At 49.3% G+C, this 16,698-nt stretch carries 17 protein-coding genes; 11 read left to right on the top strand and 6 right to left on the bottom strand.

Going from position 1 to position 16,698, the window contains the following annotated elements; translation table 11 throughout:
* The first annotated feature begins 4 nt into the window (after nt 1–4).
* The 11 genes from O3661_RS06280 to ftsZ all read left to right on the top strand — a co-directional run bounded on the left by O3661_RS06280 (nt 5) and on the right by ftsZ (nt 12,272).
* The gene (locus tag O3661_RS06280; RefSeq protein WP_049350848.1) at nt 5–529 is read left to right on the top strand and encodes a hypothetical protein; all 525 of its coding nucleotides are present in this window, start codon (nt 5–7) and stop codon (nt 527–529) included.
* Between the two features lie 49 nt (nt 530–578).
* Nucleotides 579–1,622, top strand: coding sequence for an SEL1-like repeat protein (locus O3661_RS06285; protein ID WP_371492759.1), 1,044 nt, complete (start codon nt 579–581; stop codon nt 1,620–1,622).
* 45 nt (nt 1,623–1,667) lie between these two features.
* Nucleotides 1,668–3,005 carry a UDP-N-acetylmuramoyl-L-alanine--D-glutamate ligase gene (murD, locus tag O3661_RS06290; RefSeq protein ID WP_371492682.1) on the top strand — a complete coding sequence of 446 codons (1,338 nt, stop codon included), beginning with the start codon at nt 1,668–1,670 and terminating at the stop codon, nt 3,003–3,005.
* Nucleotides 3,006–3,018: 13 nt separating this feature from the next.
* Complete coding sequence (locus O3661_RS06295; RefSeq protein ID WP_371492683.1) at nt 3,019–3,579, top strand: murein L,D-transpeptidase family protein; 561 nt, start codon at nt 3,019–3,021, stop codon at nt 3,577–3,579.
* A gap of 293 nt (nt 3,580–3,872) precedes the next feature.
* Nucleotides 3,873–5,135: an FtsW/RodA/SpoVE family cell cycle protein gene (locus tag O3661_RS06300; protein WP_371492684.1), complete on the top strand. Its 1,263-nt coding sequence runs from the start codon at nt 3,873–3,875 to the stop codon at nt 5,133–5,135.
* 4 nt (nt 5,136–5,139) lie between these two features.
* Nucleotides 5,140–6,207, top strand: a complete 1,068-nt coding sequence (gene murG / locus O3661_RS06305) for an undecaprenyldiphospho-muramoylpentapeptide beta-N-acetylglucosaminyltransferase (RefSeq protein ID WP_371492760.1) — start codon at nt 5,140–5,142, stop codon at nt 6,205–6,207.
* Nucleotides 6,208–6,373: 166 nt separating this feature from the next.
* Nucleotides 6,374–7,783 (top strand): UDP-N-acetylmuramate--L-alanine ligase, encoded by a 1,410-nt coding sequence (murC, locus tag O3661_RS06310; protein WP_070826291.1) that lies wholly within the window; start codon nt 6,374–6,376, stop codon nt 7,781–7,783.
* Between the two features lie 88 nt (nt 7,784–7,871).
* Nucleotides 7,872–8,786 carry a D-alanine--D-alanine ligase gene (locus tag O3661_RS06315; RefSeq protein WP_371492686.1) on the top strand — a complete coding sequence of 305 codons (915 nt, stop codon included), beginning with the start codon at nt 7,872–7,874 and terminating at the stop codon, nt 8,784–8,786.
* Complete coding sequence (locus tag O3661_RS06320; RefSeq protein ID WP_371492687.1) at nt 8,776–9,495, top strand: cell division protein FtsQ/DivIB; 720 nt, start codon at nt 8,776–8,778, stop codon at nt 9,493–9,495. Before O3661_RS06315 ends, O3661_RS06320 begins: the two co-directional genes overlap by 11 nt.
* Before the next feature lie 74 nt (nt 9,496–9,569).
* Complete coding sequence (gene ftsA, locus O3661_RS06325) at nt 9,570–10,820, top strand: cell division protein FtsA (protein WP_371492689.1); 1,251 nt, start codon at nt 9,570–9,572, stop codon at nt 10,818–10,820.
* 252 nt (nt 10,821–11,072) lie between these two features.
* A complete protein-coding gene (ftsZ, locus tag O3661_RS06330) occupies nt 11,073–12,272 on the top strand; it encodes a cell division protein FtsZ (RefSeq protein ID WP_003682480.1) in 1,200 nt (399 codons plus the stop codon).
* A 121-nt stretch (nt 12,273–12,393) separates the two neighbouring features.
* Here the strand turns inward: ftsZ and ispH are convergent, their stop codons facing one another.
* The 6 genes from ispH to O3661_RS06360 all read right to left on the bottom strand — a co-directional run bounded on the left by ispH (nt 12,394) and on the right by O3661_RS06360 (nt 16,698).
* A complete protein-coding gene (gene ispH, locus O3661_RS06335) occupies nt 12,394–13,362 on the bottom strand; it encodes a 4-hydroxy-3-methylbut-2-enyl diphosphate reductase (RefSeq protein ID WP_371492691.1) in 969 nt (322 codons plus the stop codon).
* A gap of 13 nt (nt 13,363–13,375) precedes the next feature.
* Nucleotides 13,376–13,882 carry a signal peptidase II gene (gene lspA, locus O3661_RS06340; protein WP_063069310.1) on the bottom strand — a complete coding sequence of 169 codons (507 nt, stop codon included), beginning with the start codon at nt 13,880–13,882 and terminating at the stop codon, nt 13,376–13,378.
* Nucleotides 13,883–14,030: 148 nt separating this feature from the next.
* On the bottom strand, nt 14,031–14,930 hold the full coding sequence (gene glyQ, locus O3661_RS06345) for a glycine--tRNA ligase subunit alpha (RefSeq protein ID WP_371492692.1): 900 nt from the start codon (nt 14,928–14,930) through the stop codon (nt 14,031–14,033).
* Nucleotides 14,931–15,011: 81 nt separating this feature from the next.
* Nucleotides 15,012–15,194, bottom strand: coding sequence for a DNA gyrase inhibitor YacG (gene yacG, locus O3661_RS06350; RefSeq protein WP_003682475.1), 183 nt, complete (start codon nt 15,192–15,194; stop codon nt 15,012–15,014).
* On the bottom strand, nt 15,191–15,811 hold the full coding sequence (gene coaE / locus O3661_RS06355; RefSeq protein WP_371492693.1) for a dephospho-CoA kinase: 621 nt from the start codon (nt 15,809–15,811) through the stop codon (nt 15,191–15,193). The genes yacG and coaE overlap by 4 nt, the downstream gene beginning before the upstream one ends.
* On the bottom strand, nt 15,811–16,698 hold the full coding sequence (locus O3661_RS06360; RefSeq protein ID WP_371492694.1) for an A24 family peptidase: 888 nt from the start codon (nt 16,696–16,698) through the stop codon (nt 15,811–15,813). The genes coaE and O3661_RS06360 overlap by 1 nt, the downstream gene beginning before the upstream one ends.

Consider the following 16,698-nt stretch of genomic DNA (forward strand, 5'->3'; position numbering starts at 1 on the left):
TTAAATGGACGATAAGAAATTTGATGAGGCTATAAAGGTGTTGGTAATGTTGCGGGCGGACATTATCGAACAGGGGAAGAAAATTGATGGCCGAATTAATGAGCAACAGTGTGCTTTGTCGGAGGAATCTGACCGGTTCAGACGACAGGTTGGTAATATAGTTGACAATGCAGGGAAGACTATCCGACAAGAAACTGAGCAGTCGTTGGGCTTAGCAAGTGAAGGGTATAAGAAGGCAGTTGATGAATTAAATCGTGAAGTGGGAAAACTCAATAAAATTATCAAAAGCTGGTATATCGGCATAGGCGTAGTATTAGTTATTGCTGTCATTATATTGTTTGTGGTGGTGCGATATACGGTTGTTGATTTGGCTGATAGGCGTGCGGAATTGGAGAGTTATGAACATGCCATTGAAACTGCCAAAGCATTTGCTGAGTCGGATGCCTACATATGTGAAGGGCGCATTTGTATCAATACAGGTAAAAATGTCGGTAACGGCTATCGTCAGGCAAAACCGAGAAAGAAATAAAACGTCGTCTGAAAAACTAGGATAAAACAGAAATAATAATTTGAAAGAAATGGATTTTAGAATGAATAAATTATTAAAAAAAATGATGGTAGCCCTGTTATCTTTGGGCTTGGTGCAGGCAGTTTGGGCTGATAATGTACCGGATTTTAAGAAAACGCTTCAAGCTGCAGAGCAAGGGTATGCTAAAGCCCAATTTAATTTGGGTTTGATGTACTACAATGGGCAAGGAGTTCGTCAGGACTATACACAGGCGGTGCAGTGGTATCGCAAGGCGGCAGAACAAGGGGATGCAAAAGCCCAATATAATTTGGGTGTGATGTACGACAATGGGCAAGGAGTTCGTCAAGATGATGCACAGGCGGTGCAGTGGTATCGCAAGGCGGCAGAACAAGGGTATGTAAAAGCCCAATATAATTTGGGTGTGATGTACGACAATGGGCAAGGAGTCCGTCAAGATGATGCACAGGCGGTGCAGTGGTATCGCAAGGCGGCAGAACAAGGGGATGCAGAAGCCCAATATAATTTGGGTGTGATGTATTACGATGGGCAAGGTGTCCGCAAAAACTATGTTGAAGCGGTCAAATGGTATCGCAAGGCGGCAGAACAAGGGGATGCAAAAGCCCAATATAATTTGGGTGTGATGTATTACGATGGGCAAGGTGTCCGCAAAGACTATGTTGAAGCGGTCAAATGGTATCGCAAGGCAGCAGAACAAGGGTATGCTAAAGCCCAATATAATTTGGGTGTGGCGTATGAAAAAGGTAAAGGAGTCCGTCAGGACTATACACAAGCAGTGCAGTGGTATCGCAAGGCGGCAGAGCAAGGGTATGCCGATGCCCAATCTAATTTGGGTGTGATGTATGAGGAAGGACAAGGAGCCAGTCAAGACTATGCACAGGCAGTGCAGTGGTATCGCAAGGCAGCAGAACAAGGGCTTGCAGAAGCCCAATATAATTTGGGTGTGATGTATGCCAAAGGAGAAGGTGTTCGTCAGAACTATAAGATCACCAAAGAGTGGTTTGGTAAGGCTTGTAATAATGGATTGCAACGAGGTTGCGATGCTTATCGCATATTAAATCAGGCAGGATATTGAATCCTTATTCAAAGGCCGTCTGAAAAAACTTAGGACAAAACCAAAATGACTTTTCAAAACAAAAAAATCCTCGTCGCCGGGCTTGGTGGCACGGGTATTTCCATGATTGCCTACCTGCGCAAAAACGGTGCGGAGGTTGCTGCGTATGATGCGGAGCTGAAAGCTGAGCGCGTGTCGCAAATCGGTAAGATGTTTGACGGGCTGGTGTTTTACACGGGTCGCATGAAAGATGCGCTGGATAACGGTTTCGATATTTTGGCGCTCAGTCCCGGCATCAGCGAGCGGCAGCCAGATATTGAAGCGTTCAAGCAAAACGGCGGGCGCGTGTTGGGCGACATCGAATTGCTGGCGGACATTGTGAACCGTCGTGGCGACAAAGTGATTGCGATTACCGGCAGCAACGGCAAAACGACGGTAACGAGCTTGGTCGGCTATCTCTGCATCAAGTGTGGGCTGGATACTGTTATCGCGGGTAATATCGGCACGCCGGTTTTGGAGGCTGAATTGCAGCGCGAAGGCAAAAAGGCGGACGTGTGGGTGTTGGAGCTTTCCAGCTTCCAACTGGAAAATACCGAAAGCCTGCGCCCGACCGCGGCGACGGTGCTGAACATTTCCGAAGACCATCTCGACCGCTACGATGATTTGCTCGACTATGCGCATACCAAGGACAAGATTTTCCGTGGCGATGGCGTGCAGGTTTTGAATGCGGACGACGTGTTCTGTCGTGCGATGAAACGGGCAGGGCGCGAGGTGAAATGGTTTTCGTTGGAACACGAAGCCGATTTTTGGTTGGAACGTGAGACAGGCCGCCTGAAACAAGGCAATGAAGATTTGATTGCCACGCAAGACATCCCGCTGCAAGGCTTGCACAACGCCGCCAACGTTATGGCTGCCGTGGCTTTGTGCGAGGCTATCGGTTTGCCGCGCGAAGCATTGCTCGAACACGTCAAAACCTTCCAAGGCCTGCCGCACCGCGTCGAAAAAATCGGCGAGAAAAACGGCGTGGTGTTTATCGACGACAGTAAAGGCACGAACGTCGGCGCGACCGCCGCCGCGATTGCCGGTTTGCAAAATCCGCTCTTCGTCATTTTGGGCGGCATGGGCAAAGGGCAGGATTTCACGCCCCTGCGCGACGCGCTTGCCGGCAAGGCAAAAGGCGTGTTCCTGATTGGTGTCGATGCGCCGCAAATCCGCCGCGATTTGGACGGCTGCGGTCTGAATATGACCGACTGCGCCACTTTGGAAGAAGCGGTTCAGACGGCATACGCCCAAGCCGAAGCGGGTGATATTGTGCTGCTCAGCCCCGCCTGCGCGAGCTTCGATATGTTCAAAGGCTATGCACACCGTTCGGAAGTGTTTATCGAGGCGTTCAAAGCTTTGTAAGGCCGTCTGAAAGATGAAAAGAGGGTTGAAAATCGGCTTGGTGGCAGTCGTGCTTTCGGCTGTCGCCGCTTCAGTATTTTGGTTTGCCGCACCAATTCGTTCTACGACAACCGTTACTATGCCAAGTGAAGCGCCGTTACCTGAAGATGCAGTTATCGACAGATTGGTCGTGCATAAAAGCAAACGTACCATGTCGGCGTACTCGCAAGGCAGGCTGCTGAAAACCTATCCCATTTCGTTGGGCAAGCAGCCGGTTGGGCATAAACAGTTTGAAGGCGACGGCAAAACGCCCGAAGGAAAATACCGCATCAATGAGCGCAATCCCAACAGCGGATACCACAAAAACCTCGGCGTTTCCTATCCCAACGAAGCCGACAAAGCCTACGCGGCGGCACAAGGCCAAAGCCCGGGCGGGTTGATTAAAATCCACGGCATGAAAAACGGCTGGGGTTTTATCGGTAAAAAACACCTACAAAAAGACTGGACCAACGGCTGCATTGCGGTAACGGACGAGGAAGTCGACGAACTCTACCGCAGTGTGAAACACAATGCGGAAATTGAGATTCTGCCGTAGGTTCTATGCCTACCGAAGGGATGAATGCAGGGTTAAAACTTATATCGATTGCTTATCAGACCGTCTGAAAAGCTCGACAGGGCAGGGGGCTTGATACTGGGATTTTTATCTAAAATAATCCGCCAATCCTTCCTAAGGATAGGTCAACACGCTTTCTCTTTTTTGAACCGTAGATTCTGAATTGTTGGTTTGGAAATAAACCTTTAAAATAACGTTAATTCATTTTTTCAGACGGCCTCTTGCCCATTAGCAGGCCGTCTGAATATTTTATTCAAGCCGTTACGGATGTTTTCATGATTAGTCTTTCCAAAATGCTTGACCGGCCGATTGCGCGCGATGGTCGGAAGTTTGATGTTTCTCTCTTGTGGATGGTCGTCTTAATGACGGTCTTCAGCCTGATTATGATTTATTCGGCTTCTATTGCGTATGCAGCATCGGAAGGGGGCAGCCAGTTTTCTTTTGTGTCCAAACAGGCAATGTTTATCCTGTTTACAGTGGCTATATGCTTGCCGCTTTTCCTGCTGAAGATGAGTTTCTGGCGGCGGATTATTCCGTTTTATTTTGCTGTTTCAGGTTTGCTGTTGTTGCTGGTTTTGTTTGTCGGCCGTGAGATTAATGGCGCGACGCGCTGGATTCATATCGGGCCGCTCAACTTGCAACCGACTGAATTTTTCAAATTGGCGACGGTCTTGTATTTGTCCAGCCTGTTTACGCGCCGTGAAGAAATGTTGCGTGATTTGGATTCTTTGGGTTGGTCGTCTTTGTTTACCGGTATTGGCGATTTGGTGTGCAGCCCTTTTAAAAGTGAAGCTTGGGTAAGGGTAAAAGAACGCTTCCGCAAGTTTAAGACCTTGATTCTGCCGATTATGTTGGTGGCGGTCGGTTTGGTTTTGATTATGGGTCAGCCGGACTTTGGCTCGTTTGTCGTGATTGTCGTGATTACCATGGGTATGCTGTTTTTGGCAGGTTTCCCGTGGAAATATTTTGCCGTATTGGTGGCGACCGTTGCGAGCGGTATGGGCTTGCTGATTTTGGCCGCGCCTTACCGTATGGCGCGTGTGGCGGCGTTTTTGGACCCTTGGAGCGATCCTTTGGGTAAAGGCTATCAGCTGACGCATTCCTTGATGGCGATTGCGCGCGGGGGCTGGTTTGGCGAGGGCTTGGGTGCGAGTTTGGAAAAACGTTTCTATCTGCCTGAAGCGCACACGGACTTTATTTTTGCCGTCATCGGCGAGGAGTTCGGCTTTTTCGGGATGCTGGTTTTGGTGTTCTGCTACGGCTGGCTGGTGTGGCGTGCGTTTTCCATCGGCAAGCAAGCGCGTGATTCGGGCTTGATGTTTAGCGCGTATATTGCCAACGGTATCGGTATTTGGATTGGTATTCAAAGTTTCTTCAATATCGGTGTAAACATTGGTATCCTGCCCACTAAAGGCCTGACTTTGCCGTTTATGTCTTACGGTGGTTCGGCTGTCTTTATCATGCTGGTGTGCGTTACTTTGTTATTGCGCATTGATTATGAAAACCGCCAAAAAATGCGCGGTTATTCAGTGGAGTAAAACCATGAGCGGTAAAACTTTTATGCTGATGGCCGGCGGTACGGGCGGTCATATTTTCCCTGCATTGGCGGTTGCCGAGTCGCTGCAAAAGCGCGGCCATCATGTGATTTGGCTGGGCAGTCAGGATTCGATGGAAGAGCGTATCGTGCCGCAATACGGCATACGCTTGGAAACGCTGGCGATTAAAGGCATACGCGGCAACGGCATCAAGCGCAAGCTGATGTTGCCATTTACGCTGTATAAAACCGTCCGTGCGGCGCAGCAGATTATTAAGAAACACCGTGTCGAGTGCGTTATCGGTTTTGGCGGTTTCGTTACTTTCCCCGGCGGCTTGGCGGCAAAAATTTCCGGTGTGCCGATTGTGATTCACGAGCAAAACGCCGTAGCCGGTTTGTCCAACCGCCAACTGTCGCGTTGGGCAAAACGTGTCCTGTATGCATTCCCTAAAGCCTTTCAACATGAGGGCGGATTGGTGGGTAACCCTGTCCGTGCCGATATTGCGGCATTGCCTGTTCCCGAAGAACGCTTTGAAAACCGTCAAGGCCGTCTGAAAGTTTTGGTGGTGGGCGGCAGTTTGGGTGCGGATGTGTTGAACAAAACCGTTCCGCAAGCTTTGGCATTATTGCCTGAGGCGGCCCGTCCGCAAATATATCATCAGTCCGGCCGCAATAAATTGGGCAACCTACAGGCGGATTACGATGCATTAGGTGTGCAAGCCGAGTGCGTCGAATTTATTACCGATATGGTATCCGCCTACCGTGATGCCGATTTGGTGATTTGCCGTGCCGGTGCGCTGACGATTGCCGAGCTGACGGCTGCCGGTTTGGGTGCATTGCTGGTGCCGTATCCGCACGCAGTAGACGACCATCAAACAGCCAATGCGCGTTTTATGGTGCAGGCCGAAGCTGGTTTGCTGCTACCGCAAACCCAACTGACGGCAGAAAAACTGGCCGAAATCCTCGGCGGATTAAACCGTGAAAAATGCCTGAAATGGGCGAAAAATGCCCGTACCTTGGCGTTGCCGCACAGTGCGGACGATGTGGCGGAAGTTGCCATATCCTGCACTGAATAAGCAGGCAGACTTCGATTAAAGGCCGTCTGAAAAGTTGATTAAAGGCATTTCAGACGGCCTTTATTGCTTTTGTTAAAATCCCTTTACAATAAAAGCATAGCGCAGAAGCGGATAGCCCTTTAAAATAACGCCTTTACGCACTAAAAACCAACCGGAACGCAACGTTATGATGAAAAATCGAGTGACCAACATCCATTTTGTCGGAATCGGCGGCGTCGGCATGAGCGGTATTGCCGAAGTTTTACACAATTTGGGCTTTAAAGTTTCCGGTTCGGATCAGGCGCGTAATGCCGTTACTGAGCATTTGAGCGCTCTCGGCATCCAAGTTTACCCAGGTCATACTGCCGAACACGTCAATGGCGCCGACGTGGTTGTTACCTCTACTGCCGTTAAAAAAGACAATCCTGAAGTTGTTGCCGCGTTGGAACAGCAGATTCCCGTCATTCCGCGCGCGTTGATGTTGGCAGAATTGATGCGCTTCCGCGATGGTATCGCCATTGCCGGTACGCACGGCAAAACCACAACCACCAGCCTGACCGCTTCTATTCTCGGCGCGGCAGGTCTTGACCCGACTTTCGTTATCGGCGGCAAACTCAACGCCGCAGGGACCAACGCCCGTTTGGGTAAAGGCGAATACATCGTCGCAGAAGCCGACGAATCCGATGCTTCTTTTCTGTATCTGACGCCGATTATGTCCGTCGTGACCAATATCGATGAAGACCATATGGACACTTACGGCCACAGCGTTGAGAAGTTGCATCAGGCGTTTGTGGATTTCATCCACCGTATGCCGTTTTACGGCAAAGCCTTTTTGTGTATCGACAGCGAACACGTCCGCGCGATTTTGCCCAAAGTGAGCAAGCCTTACGCCACTTACGGCTTGGATGATACTGCCGATATCTACGCGACCGATATTGAAAACGTTGGCGCGCAAATGAAATTTACCGTTCATGTTCAAATGAAAGGACATGAGCAAGAACCGTTTGAAGTTGTTTTGAATATGCCCGGCCGCCACAACGTCCTCAATGCGTTGGCGGCTATCGGCGTTGCGCTGGAAGTTGGCGCATCGGTTGAAGCCATTCAAAAAGGTTTGCTCGGCTTTGAAGGTGTCGGCCGCCGTTTCCAAAAATATGGCGACATCAAATTGCCAAACGGCGGAACCGCGTTGCTGGTGGACGATTATGGCCACCATCCTGTCGAAATGGCGGCAACTCTGGCCGCCGCACGCGGCGCATACCCTGAAAAACGCTTGGTCTTGGCTTTCCAACCGCACCGCTATACCCGTACACGCGATTTGTTTGAAGACTTTACCAAAGTCCTCAATACCGTCGATGCGCTGGTGTTGACCGAAGTTTATGCCGCAGGCGAAGAGCCGATTGCTGCGGCCGACTCCCGCGCTTTGGCGCGTGCCATCCGCGTATTGGGCAAACTTGAGCCTATTTACTGCGAAAACGTTGCCGACCTGCCGCAAATGCTGCTGAATGTTTTGCAAGACGGCGATGTTGTACTGAATATGGGTGCCGGCAGCATCAACCGCGTTCCGTCTGCATTGGTGGAATTGTCGAAACAATCATAATAAACAGGCATATTGGCCTTTGAGGACAAGATAGGTCGTCTGAACAATATTTAGACGGTCTGTATCAGTATTTAAGAAAGTGGAAATTATGCAGAATTTTGGCAAAGTGGCCGTGTTGATGGGTGGCTTCTCCAGCGAGCGTGAAGTTTCGCTGGACAGCGGCGCCGCTATTTTGGCTGCCTTGAAAAGCAAAGGGGTCGATGCCCATGCGTTCGACCCCAAAGAAACCCCGTTGTCTGAATTGAAAACACAAGGTTTTCAGACGGCCTTTAATATTCTGCACGGTACTTTCGGCGAAGATGGCGCGGTTCAAGGTGCGTTGGAACTGATGGGTATTCCTTACACCGGCAGCGGTGTGGCCGCTTCTGCGCTGGGTATGGACAAATACCGCTGCAAACTGATTTGGCAGGCCGTGGGCTTGCCTGTCCCTGAATTTGCCGTATTGCATGACGACAGCGACTTTGATGCCGTTGAAGAGAAATTGGGCTTACCGATGTTTGTGAAACCTGCCTCGGAAGGCAGCAGCGTCGGCGTGGTAAAAGTAAAAGAAAAAGGCCGTCTGAAAAGTGTTTACGAAGAATTGAAACACTTGCAGGGCGAAATCATTGCCGAACGCTTTATCGGCGGCGGCGAGTATTCTTGCCCGGTATTGAATGGCAAAGGCCTGCCGAGTATTCATATTATTCCGGCTACCGAGTTTTATGACTACGAGGCTAAATACAACCGCGACGATACGGTTTATCAATGCCCGTCGGAAGATTTGAGCGAGGCGGAGGAAAACCTGATGCGCGAACTGGCCGTGCGTGGCGCGCAGGCGATTGGTGCGGACGGTTGTTCGCGCGTGGACTTCCTAAAAGATACGGACGGTAAGCTGTATCTTTTGGAAATCAATACCTTGCCCGGCATGACCAGCCACAGTTTGGTGCCAAAATCTGCAGCCCATACCGGCGTAGATTTTGCTGATTTATGTATTGAGATTTTGAAGACCGCTCATGTGGGATGATGCAGGCGCACTGGGTCGGCTGACCCGCCGGCTATTGTTGCTGATGGCCTTTCTACTGATAGGTTCGGGCATAGCTTGGCTTTACAATTCCAAATATTTTCCTGTGAAACAGATTGCCATTCAGGGCAAGCTGAAATATGCTTCCAGCAAAGAATTGCAAACCGTTGCACGAGAGCATATCAGGGGTAATATGTTTCGCGCCGATATTGATTCGGCGCAGGCCGCTTTTCAGGAGTTGCCTTGGATTGATTCGGCAATGGTACGCCGCCGTTTTCCGGAAACAGTGGAAATTATCCTGACCGAGCGTGTGCCGGTTGCATACTGGCGCGCTGGCGGCTTGGTGGACAGTAAGGGCAATGTGTTTGCCGCAAGCCTGAAACAGGACCTGCCTATATTTGAAGGGCAGCAGGGGACAGGCAAAGACATGGTCAAACATTATGCGGACTTTTCCGGTATTTTGAGTCCGTTGAAACTGACCATCAAAGAATTGATCTATACGCCGCGTTCGGCATGGCTGCTTGTATTGAACAACGGCATTACCGTGCGCTTGGGGCGTGAAAACGAAATCAAACGTTTGCAGCAGTTTGCCCAGATTTGGCCATCGTTGCTGCGTAAAAAACAAAGTCGTATCGAGTATGTCGATATGCGTTATAAGGATGGTTTTTCAGTCCGTTACAGGCCGTCTGAAAATCCTTCCGACAGTGAATAGCCGATTAGACGTGAAGCAATCTTGTTTCAAAAATAATCAAACCGTCAGTCAGACAACATAGCAAACGAGCAATTATGGAACAACAAAATAAATATATCAGTGCCTTAGACATTGGTACGTCCAAGGTCATCGCCTTAATCGGTGAGATTCGGGAAGATAACGAAATCCACATTGTTGGCTTGGGTCAAAGCCCTTCACGCGGCCTGCGTGCAGGTATGGTGACCAACATTGACGCTACTGCGCAAGCCATTCGTCAGGCGGTAGAAGATGCCGAGCTGATGGCAGATACCAAAATTTCCCACGTCGTCACCGGTATTGCCGGTAACCATATCCGCAGCCTGAATTCACAAGGCGTGGTAAAAATTAAAGATGGTGAAGTATCGCAAGCCGACATCGATCGTGCCATCGAAACGGCCAAAGCCATCAATATTCCGCCTGATCACAACATCTTGCATACCGTGGTTCAAGAGTACATCATCGACAATCAACCCGGTGTGAAAGAGCCTATCGGCATGAGCGGCGTGCGTTTGGACACCCGTGTACATATCATTACCGGTGCGAACACTGCTTTGCAAAATATCCAAAAATGTATCCAACGCTGTGGTCTGCAAATGGATCAAATCATGCTTCAGCCTTTGGCAAGCGGTCACGCCGTTTTGACTGAAGACGAAAAAGATTTGGGCGTGTGCGTCATCGATATCGGTGGCGGTACAACCGACATCGCGGTTTATACCAATGGCGCCATCCGCCATACCGCGGTTATTCCCGTTGCCGGCGATTTGATTACCAAAGACTTGGCGCAAGCCCTGCGTACGCCGCACAGTGCAGCCGAGTACATCAAAATCCATTACGGCGCTGCGATTCCGAGTATGGACGGCTTGGATGAAATGATTGAAGTTCCTAGCGTTGGCGACCGTCAATCACGTCAAATTTCACGCCGGGTATTGGCTGAAATCATCGGCCCGCGCGTAGAAGAGATTTTGGAATTGACGCTGAACGAATTGCGCCGTTCCGGCTTCCCTGAAGAAGTGCTGACTTCCGGTATCGTTTTGACCGGCGGTGCTTCTATGTTGACCGGTATTGTTGAGTTGGCGGAAGAAGTCTTTAATTTGCCGGCGCGTATCGGTGTTCCACAAGAAATGGGCGGCGTATCCGAGCGTATCCGCAATCCACGCTATTCAACAGCAATCGGTCTGCTTCAGACGGCCTATGCTGCCGAAGAGGGTGAGCAAACCAGCCGAACCGGTGCGATTGCCCTGAATGATTCAGGCAAAAAAATGGGTCTGTGGGAAAAAATCCAAAGATTCTTCAGAGATAATTTCTGATAAAAGCGTTCAGGGCAGGCGGTGCAGCAACCATTTGTCCTGAATATTCAAGTGGAATTAAACGGTTTTAAATAATTGCCAAGTGGATAATTTAAAACTTGTATATTTTCTGTTAAAAAATGTAGTAAAAATATAACGCCGACAGCCGAATGGTAAGAAGAATTTTGCCAGTATCTGGATACTTCTTATATAATACGGATAATAAGTTATTTTTGAACCGTCCTTATAAAGCGGGGCGCGGAGGATTATTGAATGGAATTTGTTTACGACGTAGCAGAATCAGCAACAAGCCCTGCTGTTATTAAAGTTATCGGTTTGGGTGGCGGCGGTTGTAATGCCATCAACAACATGGTTGCCAACACTATTCATGGTGTTGAGTTCATCAGTGCCAATACCGATGCGCAATCATTGGCTAAAAACAATGCGGCTAAACGCATTCAATTGGGTACAAACCTGACTCGCGGTTTAGGTGCCGGTGCAAATCCTGAAATCGGCCGCGCCGCTGCCCAAGAAGATCGCGAAGCCATCGAAGATGCCATCCGCGGTGCAAACATGCTGTTCATCACTACCGGTATGGGTGGTGGTACCGGTACCGGCTCTGCTCCTGTTGTGGCTGAAATCGCTAAAGAAATGGGTATCCTGACTGTTGCGGTTGTAACCCGTCCGTTTGCTTACGAAGGTAAACGCGTACATATCGCTCAAGCAGGTTTGGATCAACTCAAAGAGCGTGTCGATTCCCTGATCATTATCCCGAACGACAAATTGATGACTGCCTTGGGCGAAGACGTGACCATGCGTGAAGCTTTCCGTGCGGCCGATAATGTACTGCGTGATGCGGTTGCCGGTATTTCCGAAGTGGTGACTTGCCCTAGCGACATGATCAACTTGGACTTTGCCGACGTGAAAACTGTGATGAGCAATCGTGGTATCGCTATGATGGGTTCAGGTTTCGCGCAAGGTATCGACCGTGCCCGTTTGGCTACTGATCAAGCTATCTCCAGCCCGCTCTTGGATAACGTTACTTTGGATGGTGCACGCGGTGTATTGGTAAACATTACCACTGCTCCTGGCTGCCTGAAAATGTCTGAATTCAACGAGATTATGCGTATCGTCAACCAAAATGCACACCCTGAAGTGGAATGCAAATTTGGTGCCGCCGAAGATGAGAGCATGAGCGAAGACGCTATCCGTATTACCATCATTGCTACCGGCTTGAAAGAAAACGGTACTGACAACCAACTGCGCGCTGCTGCCCGTACCCAACAATTGGTACGCGGTGCGGAAGAAGCGCCTCAAGCTCAAAGCCAAAGCAGTGCTGAAAGCCTGGTTCGTACCAACCGCAATATCCGTTCTATGAATCTGACTGCGGCTGATTTCAGCAACCAGTCTGTACTAGATGATTTTGAAATTCCGGCTATCTTACGCCGTCAGCAACATACTTCTGAGAAATAATCAGGATCATGTATGAGAAGACCTGCTTTTAAGGCAGGTCTTTTTTATTAGCAAAATAAACTCAAGGCCGTCTGAAAATTTTCAGACGGCCTTGAGTTTTCAAATAAAGCAAATAACAAACTTACCCTTTATTTAGGATTTGCTTGTTTTCTCCCTCACGACGCAATTCTTTAGGCAAGACAAATACAATGCTTTCTTCTGCGCCCTCTCCTTCGCGTATGGTCTCGTGTCCCCAATCTTGAATGGTTTGTAAGACTTCTCGAACCAAGACTTCGGGCGCAGATGCACCGGCAGTGACACCGACCTTGGTTTTGTTTTCAAACCATTCTTTTTTCAGATAGGAGGCATTATCGACCATATAGGCATCAACTCCGCGTAATGCGGCTACTTCACGCAAGCGGTTGCTGTTGGAAGAGTTGGGCGAGCCGACAACAATTACGAGATCGCATTCTTCCGCCAATTCTTTAACGGCAGTTTGGCGGTTGGTTGTGGCGTAGCAGATGTCTTCTTTGTGCGGATTGCGGATATTGGGGAAGCGTTGGTTTAAAGCAGCAATAATGTCTTTGGTTTCGTCCACCGATAAAGTGGTTTGGCTGACGTAGGCAAGTTTGTCAGGATTTTTGACGTTCAGCCCGGCTACATCTTCCACTGTCTCAACCAGAAACATTTTACCCGGAGGCAATTGCCCCATTGTGCCTTCTACTTCGACGTGGCCTTTGTGGCCGATCATGATGATTTCGTAATCTTGCTCATCAAGGCGGGCTACTTCTTTATGGACTTTGGTTACCAAAGGGCAGGTGGCATCAAAAACGCGGAAACCACGTTGCACCGCTTCTTCCTGTACGGCTTTGGATACGCCGTGAGCGGAGTAAATCAGTGTGGCACCCTTTGGGACATCCGCCAAGTCATCGACAAAGACGGCACCTTTTGCCCGCAGATTGTCCACGACGAATTTGTTGTGAACGACTTCATGGCGGACGTAAATGGGCGCGCCGAATTCTTCGAGTGCACGTTCAACAATGCTGATGGCACGGTCAACACCGGCACAGAAGCCGCGGGGATTGGCAAGGATAATGGTTTTTTGAGTCATGTGTGTTCCGTTTTCAGACGGCCTTTGTGTCGTTTGAAGGTGTTTTTTTGTGCAGCAAACCATCTAATACCAAGCAAACTGCGCCAACGCAGATAAAGCTGTCGGCAATGTTAAATGCTGGGTAGAACCAGTTTTGCCAATAGAAAAGCAGAAAATCGACAACGTGGCCGTGAATCAGACGGTCAACCACATTGCCAATTGCGCCGCCGATAATCATGGCAGCCCCCAGTTTACCCCAGCGGCCAAACTCATCACGCCAGATGGCACGGGCTAAATACAGGCTGATGACGACGGCCAGACCTAAAAAGAAGAATTTTTGCCAGCCGCCTTGGTCGGCCAAAAAGCTGAATGCCGCGCCTGGATTATAGGCAAGCGTCAGGTCAAAAAAGTCTGGAATGATATTGAGGCGTTCGCCTTCGGTAAAATGTTTCAAGATTTCCCATTTGCTCAGTTGGTCAAGAATGATGGCAACGAGGGAAAGTAAGAAAAAGGGAATTTTTGCAGTAGAGGATGAACTCATGTTTTCAGACGGTTTATGTAGTAAAGGGCTTATTTTACCTGAAAGCAGGCTGGAAGTGTTTGTAATGGCATCGACGTCAAGGCCGTCTGAAAATAGAAACGCCGCCACTTGAATGTATCAAAGGGCGGCGTGGTAAGTATATGCAGGCTTATTGGTTTTTAAGCAATGGGAAGCCCAGTCTCTCGCGGCTTTCAACGAATTTTTGAGCAACGATACGGCTCAGTACGCGAATACGGCCGATGTAGGTTGCGCGTTCGGTAACAGAAATGGCGCCGCGTGCATCCAAGAGGTTGAACGTATGGCCGGCTTTGAGTACAAGCTCGTAAGCAGGCAGGGCAAGACTGGTGTCCTCAACTGCAAGCAGGCGTTTGGCTTGTTCTTCATAGTCGTTGAATTGGCGCAAGAGCCAATCGGCATCGCTGTATTCGAAGTTGTAGGTGGATTGTTCGACTTCGTTTTGATGATAAACGTCGCCGTAAGTGACGATGTTGCCATCAAGGGTTTTTGCCCAAACGAGGTCGTACACGTTTTCCACACCTTGCAGATACATGGCGAGACGCTCGATACCGTAGGTAATTTCACCAAGTACAGGGGAGCAGTCGATACCGCCGACTTGTTGGAAATAGGTGAATTGGGTTACTTCCATGCCGTTGAGCCAAACTTCCCAACCCAAGCCCCAAGCACCGAGAGTAGGGTTTTCCCAGTCGTCTTCGACAAAACGGATGTCGTGTACTTTAGGGTCGATACCCAATTCACGCAGGGAGTCGAGGTATAGGTCTTGAATATTGGCGGGAGCTGGTTTGAGCGCAACTTGGAATTGATAGTAGTGTTGCAGGCGATTGGGGTTGTCGCCATAGCGGCCGTCTTTGGGGCGGCGGCTGGGTTGAACGTAAGCGGCAAACCAAGGCTCTGGGCCTAATGCGCGCAGACAAGTGGCAGGATGGGAAGTACCGGCACCGACTTCCATATCGAAAGGTTGGATAACGGTGCAGCCTTTGTCTGCCCAGTAGTTTTGTAATTTGAAAATAATTTGTTGGAAGGTGAGCATGGTGGATGGAATAGATTGGAATAAAGAGGGTATTTTACTGTTTTGAGCCTGTTTTGGATAGGCTGAAGGAAGCGGCGCAGTTTATTTGCCGTCCAACAGGTCTGAAAAGGGGTCGTCTTCCGAAGAAACGGTGTATTTTTCTTGCGCCCATTCGCCTAAATCAATGAGTTTACACCGTTTGCTGCAGAAAGGGCGGTAGGGGCTGTCGGTGTTCCAAACGACTTCTTTGTGGCAGGTTGGACATTTTACAACAGGAGCGGTCATGCAGTTTCTTTCAGTGATTGTGCAATGGATTGATAGTATTGATGCAAACGGGCAACCTTGATTTTTGCTTCTTCCATGCTATGGGTATTGTCCAATACATCGTCGGCATGAAGCAGTCTGTCAGATCGAGAAGCTTGAGTGGCCATGATTTGACGCGTTTGTTCTTCTGAAAAACCATTGCGTTGGTGTACGCGTTCGATTTGGACGGACTCTGGAACATCTACAACCAAAATGCGGTCAGTCTCCACCTTAAATGCCGGATTCTCAATCAAAAGCGGGACATCGATAATGCTGTAAGTAGAGAAGGCAAGTTGTTGTTTCTGCTGTTGAATTTTGTTTAAGATTAACGGCAGAAGCAGGTTTTCCAGTTGTTTTTTGGATTGAGGCCGTCTGAAAACTTCTTCCCGTAAAGCCATACGATTCAGACGGCCTTCACTGTCAAAAACCTCATCGCCGAAAAGCTGACGGATGGCAGAAAGGGCTTCGCCGTTTTCAGCGGTCAGTGAACGGCTGATGGCATCGGCATCGATAATGGGTACGCCAAGTTCGGCAAACATTTGGGCAATAGATGATTTGCCGCTGCCGATACCGCCGGTCAAGCCTATCCATAATGTCATTATCGGAATCCTGATTGTACGAGCCACCATTGTACCAGTTGGGTAATAGGTGCATTGGCAACCAAAATAATCCATCCTGCCACAGCAAGGCTGGGACCAAAAGCAAAATATTGGCCTTTGCCGACGCGGGCAATGAGTGCGCCCACCAGTCCGACCAAGGCAGCCATGAAGATCAGAACAGGCAATATCCCTACGCCCAGCCATGCACCGAGCGCGGCCAAAAGTTTGAAGTCGCCATTGCCCATGCCGATTTTACCGGTCAGAAATTTATAGACAGCGCATAAAGTATAAAGGCTCATATAGCCTGCGATCGCACCCCAAACGGCTGAATGCAGGGGTACGAATGTGTCGTTCAGATTAAACAGCAGGCCGATCCAAATTAGGGGCTGAGTCAGGCTGTCGGGTAAATATTGAGTATCGGCATCGATAAAGGTCAGCGCAATCAATATGGCAGTCAGAATGAATCCGCCAATAGTCGCCCATGACCAGCCGTATTGCCACGCGACAATACCGAATAAGACACCTGTCAGCAGCTCAATCAGCGGATAGCGTATGCCGATAGCGGTTTTGCAGGAGTGGCATTTCCCGCCCAGGAAAACATAGCTGAGGATGGGTATATTTTGCCAAAATCGGATCGGACTTTTGCATTCAGGGCAGCGTGAATCCGGTTTGCGTAGATTAAATGGCTGTTTTTCTTCGTCTGTCAGCTCGATGCCTAAATGCTCTTTGGAAAATTGTGTCCATTCGCGTTCCATCATTATCGGCGTGCGATAAATAACAACGTTTAGAAAGCTGCCAATCAGTAATCCCAAAATAACGGCTAAAGGAATGGCGAATGGTGCAAGAACGGAGAGGGCGTCGATGGCAGAGTAAATACTATCAAGCAT

The organism is Neisseria sp. 20925_1_37, assembly GCF_041433255.1.
Classification (GTDB): Bacteria; Pseudomonadota; Gammaproteobacteria; order Burkholderiales; family Neisseriaceae; genus Neisseria; species Neisseria flavescens_D.

What these genes read in the sequence shown, in the direction of transcription:
- O3661_RS06280 (WP_049350848.1), top strand. Translation starts at nt 5, where the DNA reads ATGGACGATAAGAAATTTGATGAGGCTATAAAGGTGTTGGTAATGTTG.
- O3661_RS06285 (WP_371492759.1), top strand. Translation starts at nt 579, where the DNA reads ATGGATTTTAGAATGAATAAATTATTAAAAAAAATGATGGTAGCCCTG.
- murD (WP_371492682.1), top strand. Translation starts at nt 1,668, where the DNA reads ATGACTTTTCAAAACAAAAAAATCCTCGTCGCCGGGCTTGGTGGCACG.
- O3661_RS06295 (WP_371492683.1), top strand. Translation starts at nt 3,019, where the DNA reads ATGAAAAGAGGGTTGAAAATCGGCTTGGTGGCAGTCGTGCTTTCGGCT.
- O3661_RS06300 (WP_371492684.1), top strand. Translation starts at nt 3,873, where the DNA reads ATGATTAGTCTTTCCAAAATGCTTGACCGGCCGATTGCGCGCGATGGT.
- murG (WP_371492760.1), top strand. Translation starts at nt 5,140, where the DNA reads ATGAGCGGTAAAACTTTTATGCTGATGGCCGGCGGTACGGGCGGTCAT.
- murC (WP_070826291.1), top strand. Translation starts at nt 6,374, where the DNA reads ATGATGAAAAATCGAGTGACCAACATCCATTTTGTCGGAATCGGCGGC.
- O3661_RS06315 (WP_371492686.1), top strand. Translation starts at nt 7,872, where the DNA reads ATGCAGAATTTTGGCAAAGTGGCCGTGTTGATGGGTGGCTTCTCCAGC.
- O3661_RS06320 (WP_371492687.1), top strand. Translation starts at nt 8,776, where the DNA reads ATGTGGGATGATGCAGGCGCACTGGGTCGGCTGACCCGCCGGCTATTG.
- ftsA (WP_371492689.1), top strand. Translation starts at nt 9,570, where the DNA reads ATGGAACAACAAAATAAATATATCAGTGCCTTAGACATTGGTACGTCC.
- ftsZ (WP_003682480.1), top strand. Translation starts at nt 11,073, where the DNA reads ATGGAATTTGTTTACGACGTAGCAGAATCAGCAACAAGCCCTGCTGTT.
- ispH (WP_371492691.1), bottom strand. Translation starts at nt 13,362, where the DNA reads ATGACTCAAAAAACCATTATCCTTGCCAATCCCCGCGGCTTCTGTGCC.
- lspA (WP_063069310.1), bottom strand. Translation starts at nt 13,882, where the DNA reads ATGAGTTCATCCTCTACTGCAAAAATTCCCTTTTTCTTACTTTCCCTC.
- glyQ (WP_371492692.1), bottom strand. Translation starts at nt 14,930, where the DNA reads ATGCTCACCTTCCAACAAATTATTTTCAAATTACAAAACTACTGGGCA.
- yacG (WP_003682475.1), bottom strand. Translation starts at nt 15,194, where the DNA reads ATGACCGCTCCTGTTGTAAAATGTCCAACCTGCCACAAAGAAGTCGTT.
- coaE (WP_371492693.1), bottom strand. Translation starts at nt 15,811, where the DNA reads ATGACATTATGGATAGGCTTGACCGGCGGTATCGGCAGCGGCAAATCA.
- O3661_RS06360 (WP_371492694.1), bottom strand. Translation starts at nt 16,698, where the DNA reads ATGCTTGATAGTATTTACTCTGCCATCGACGCCCTCTCCGTTCTTGCA.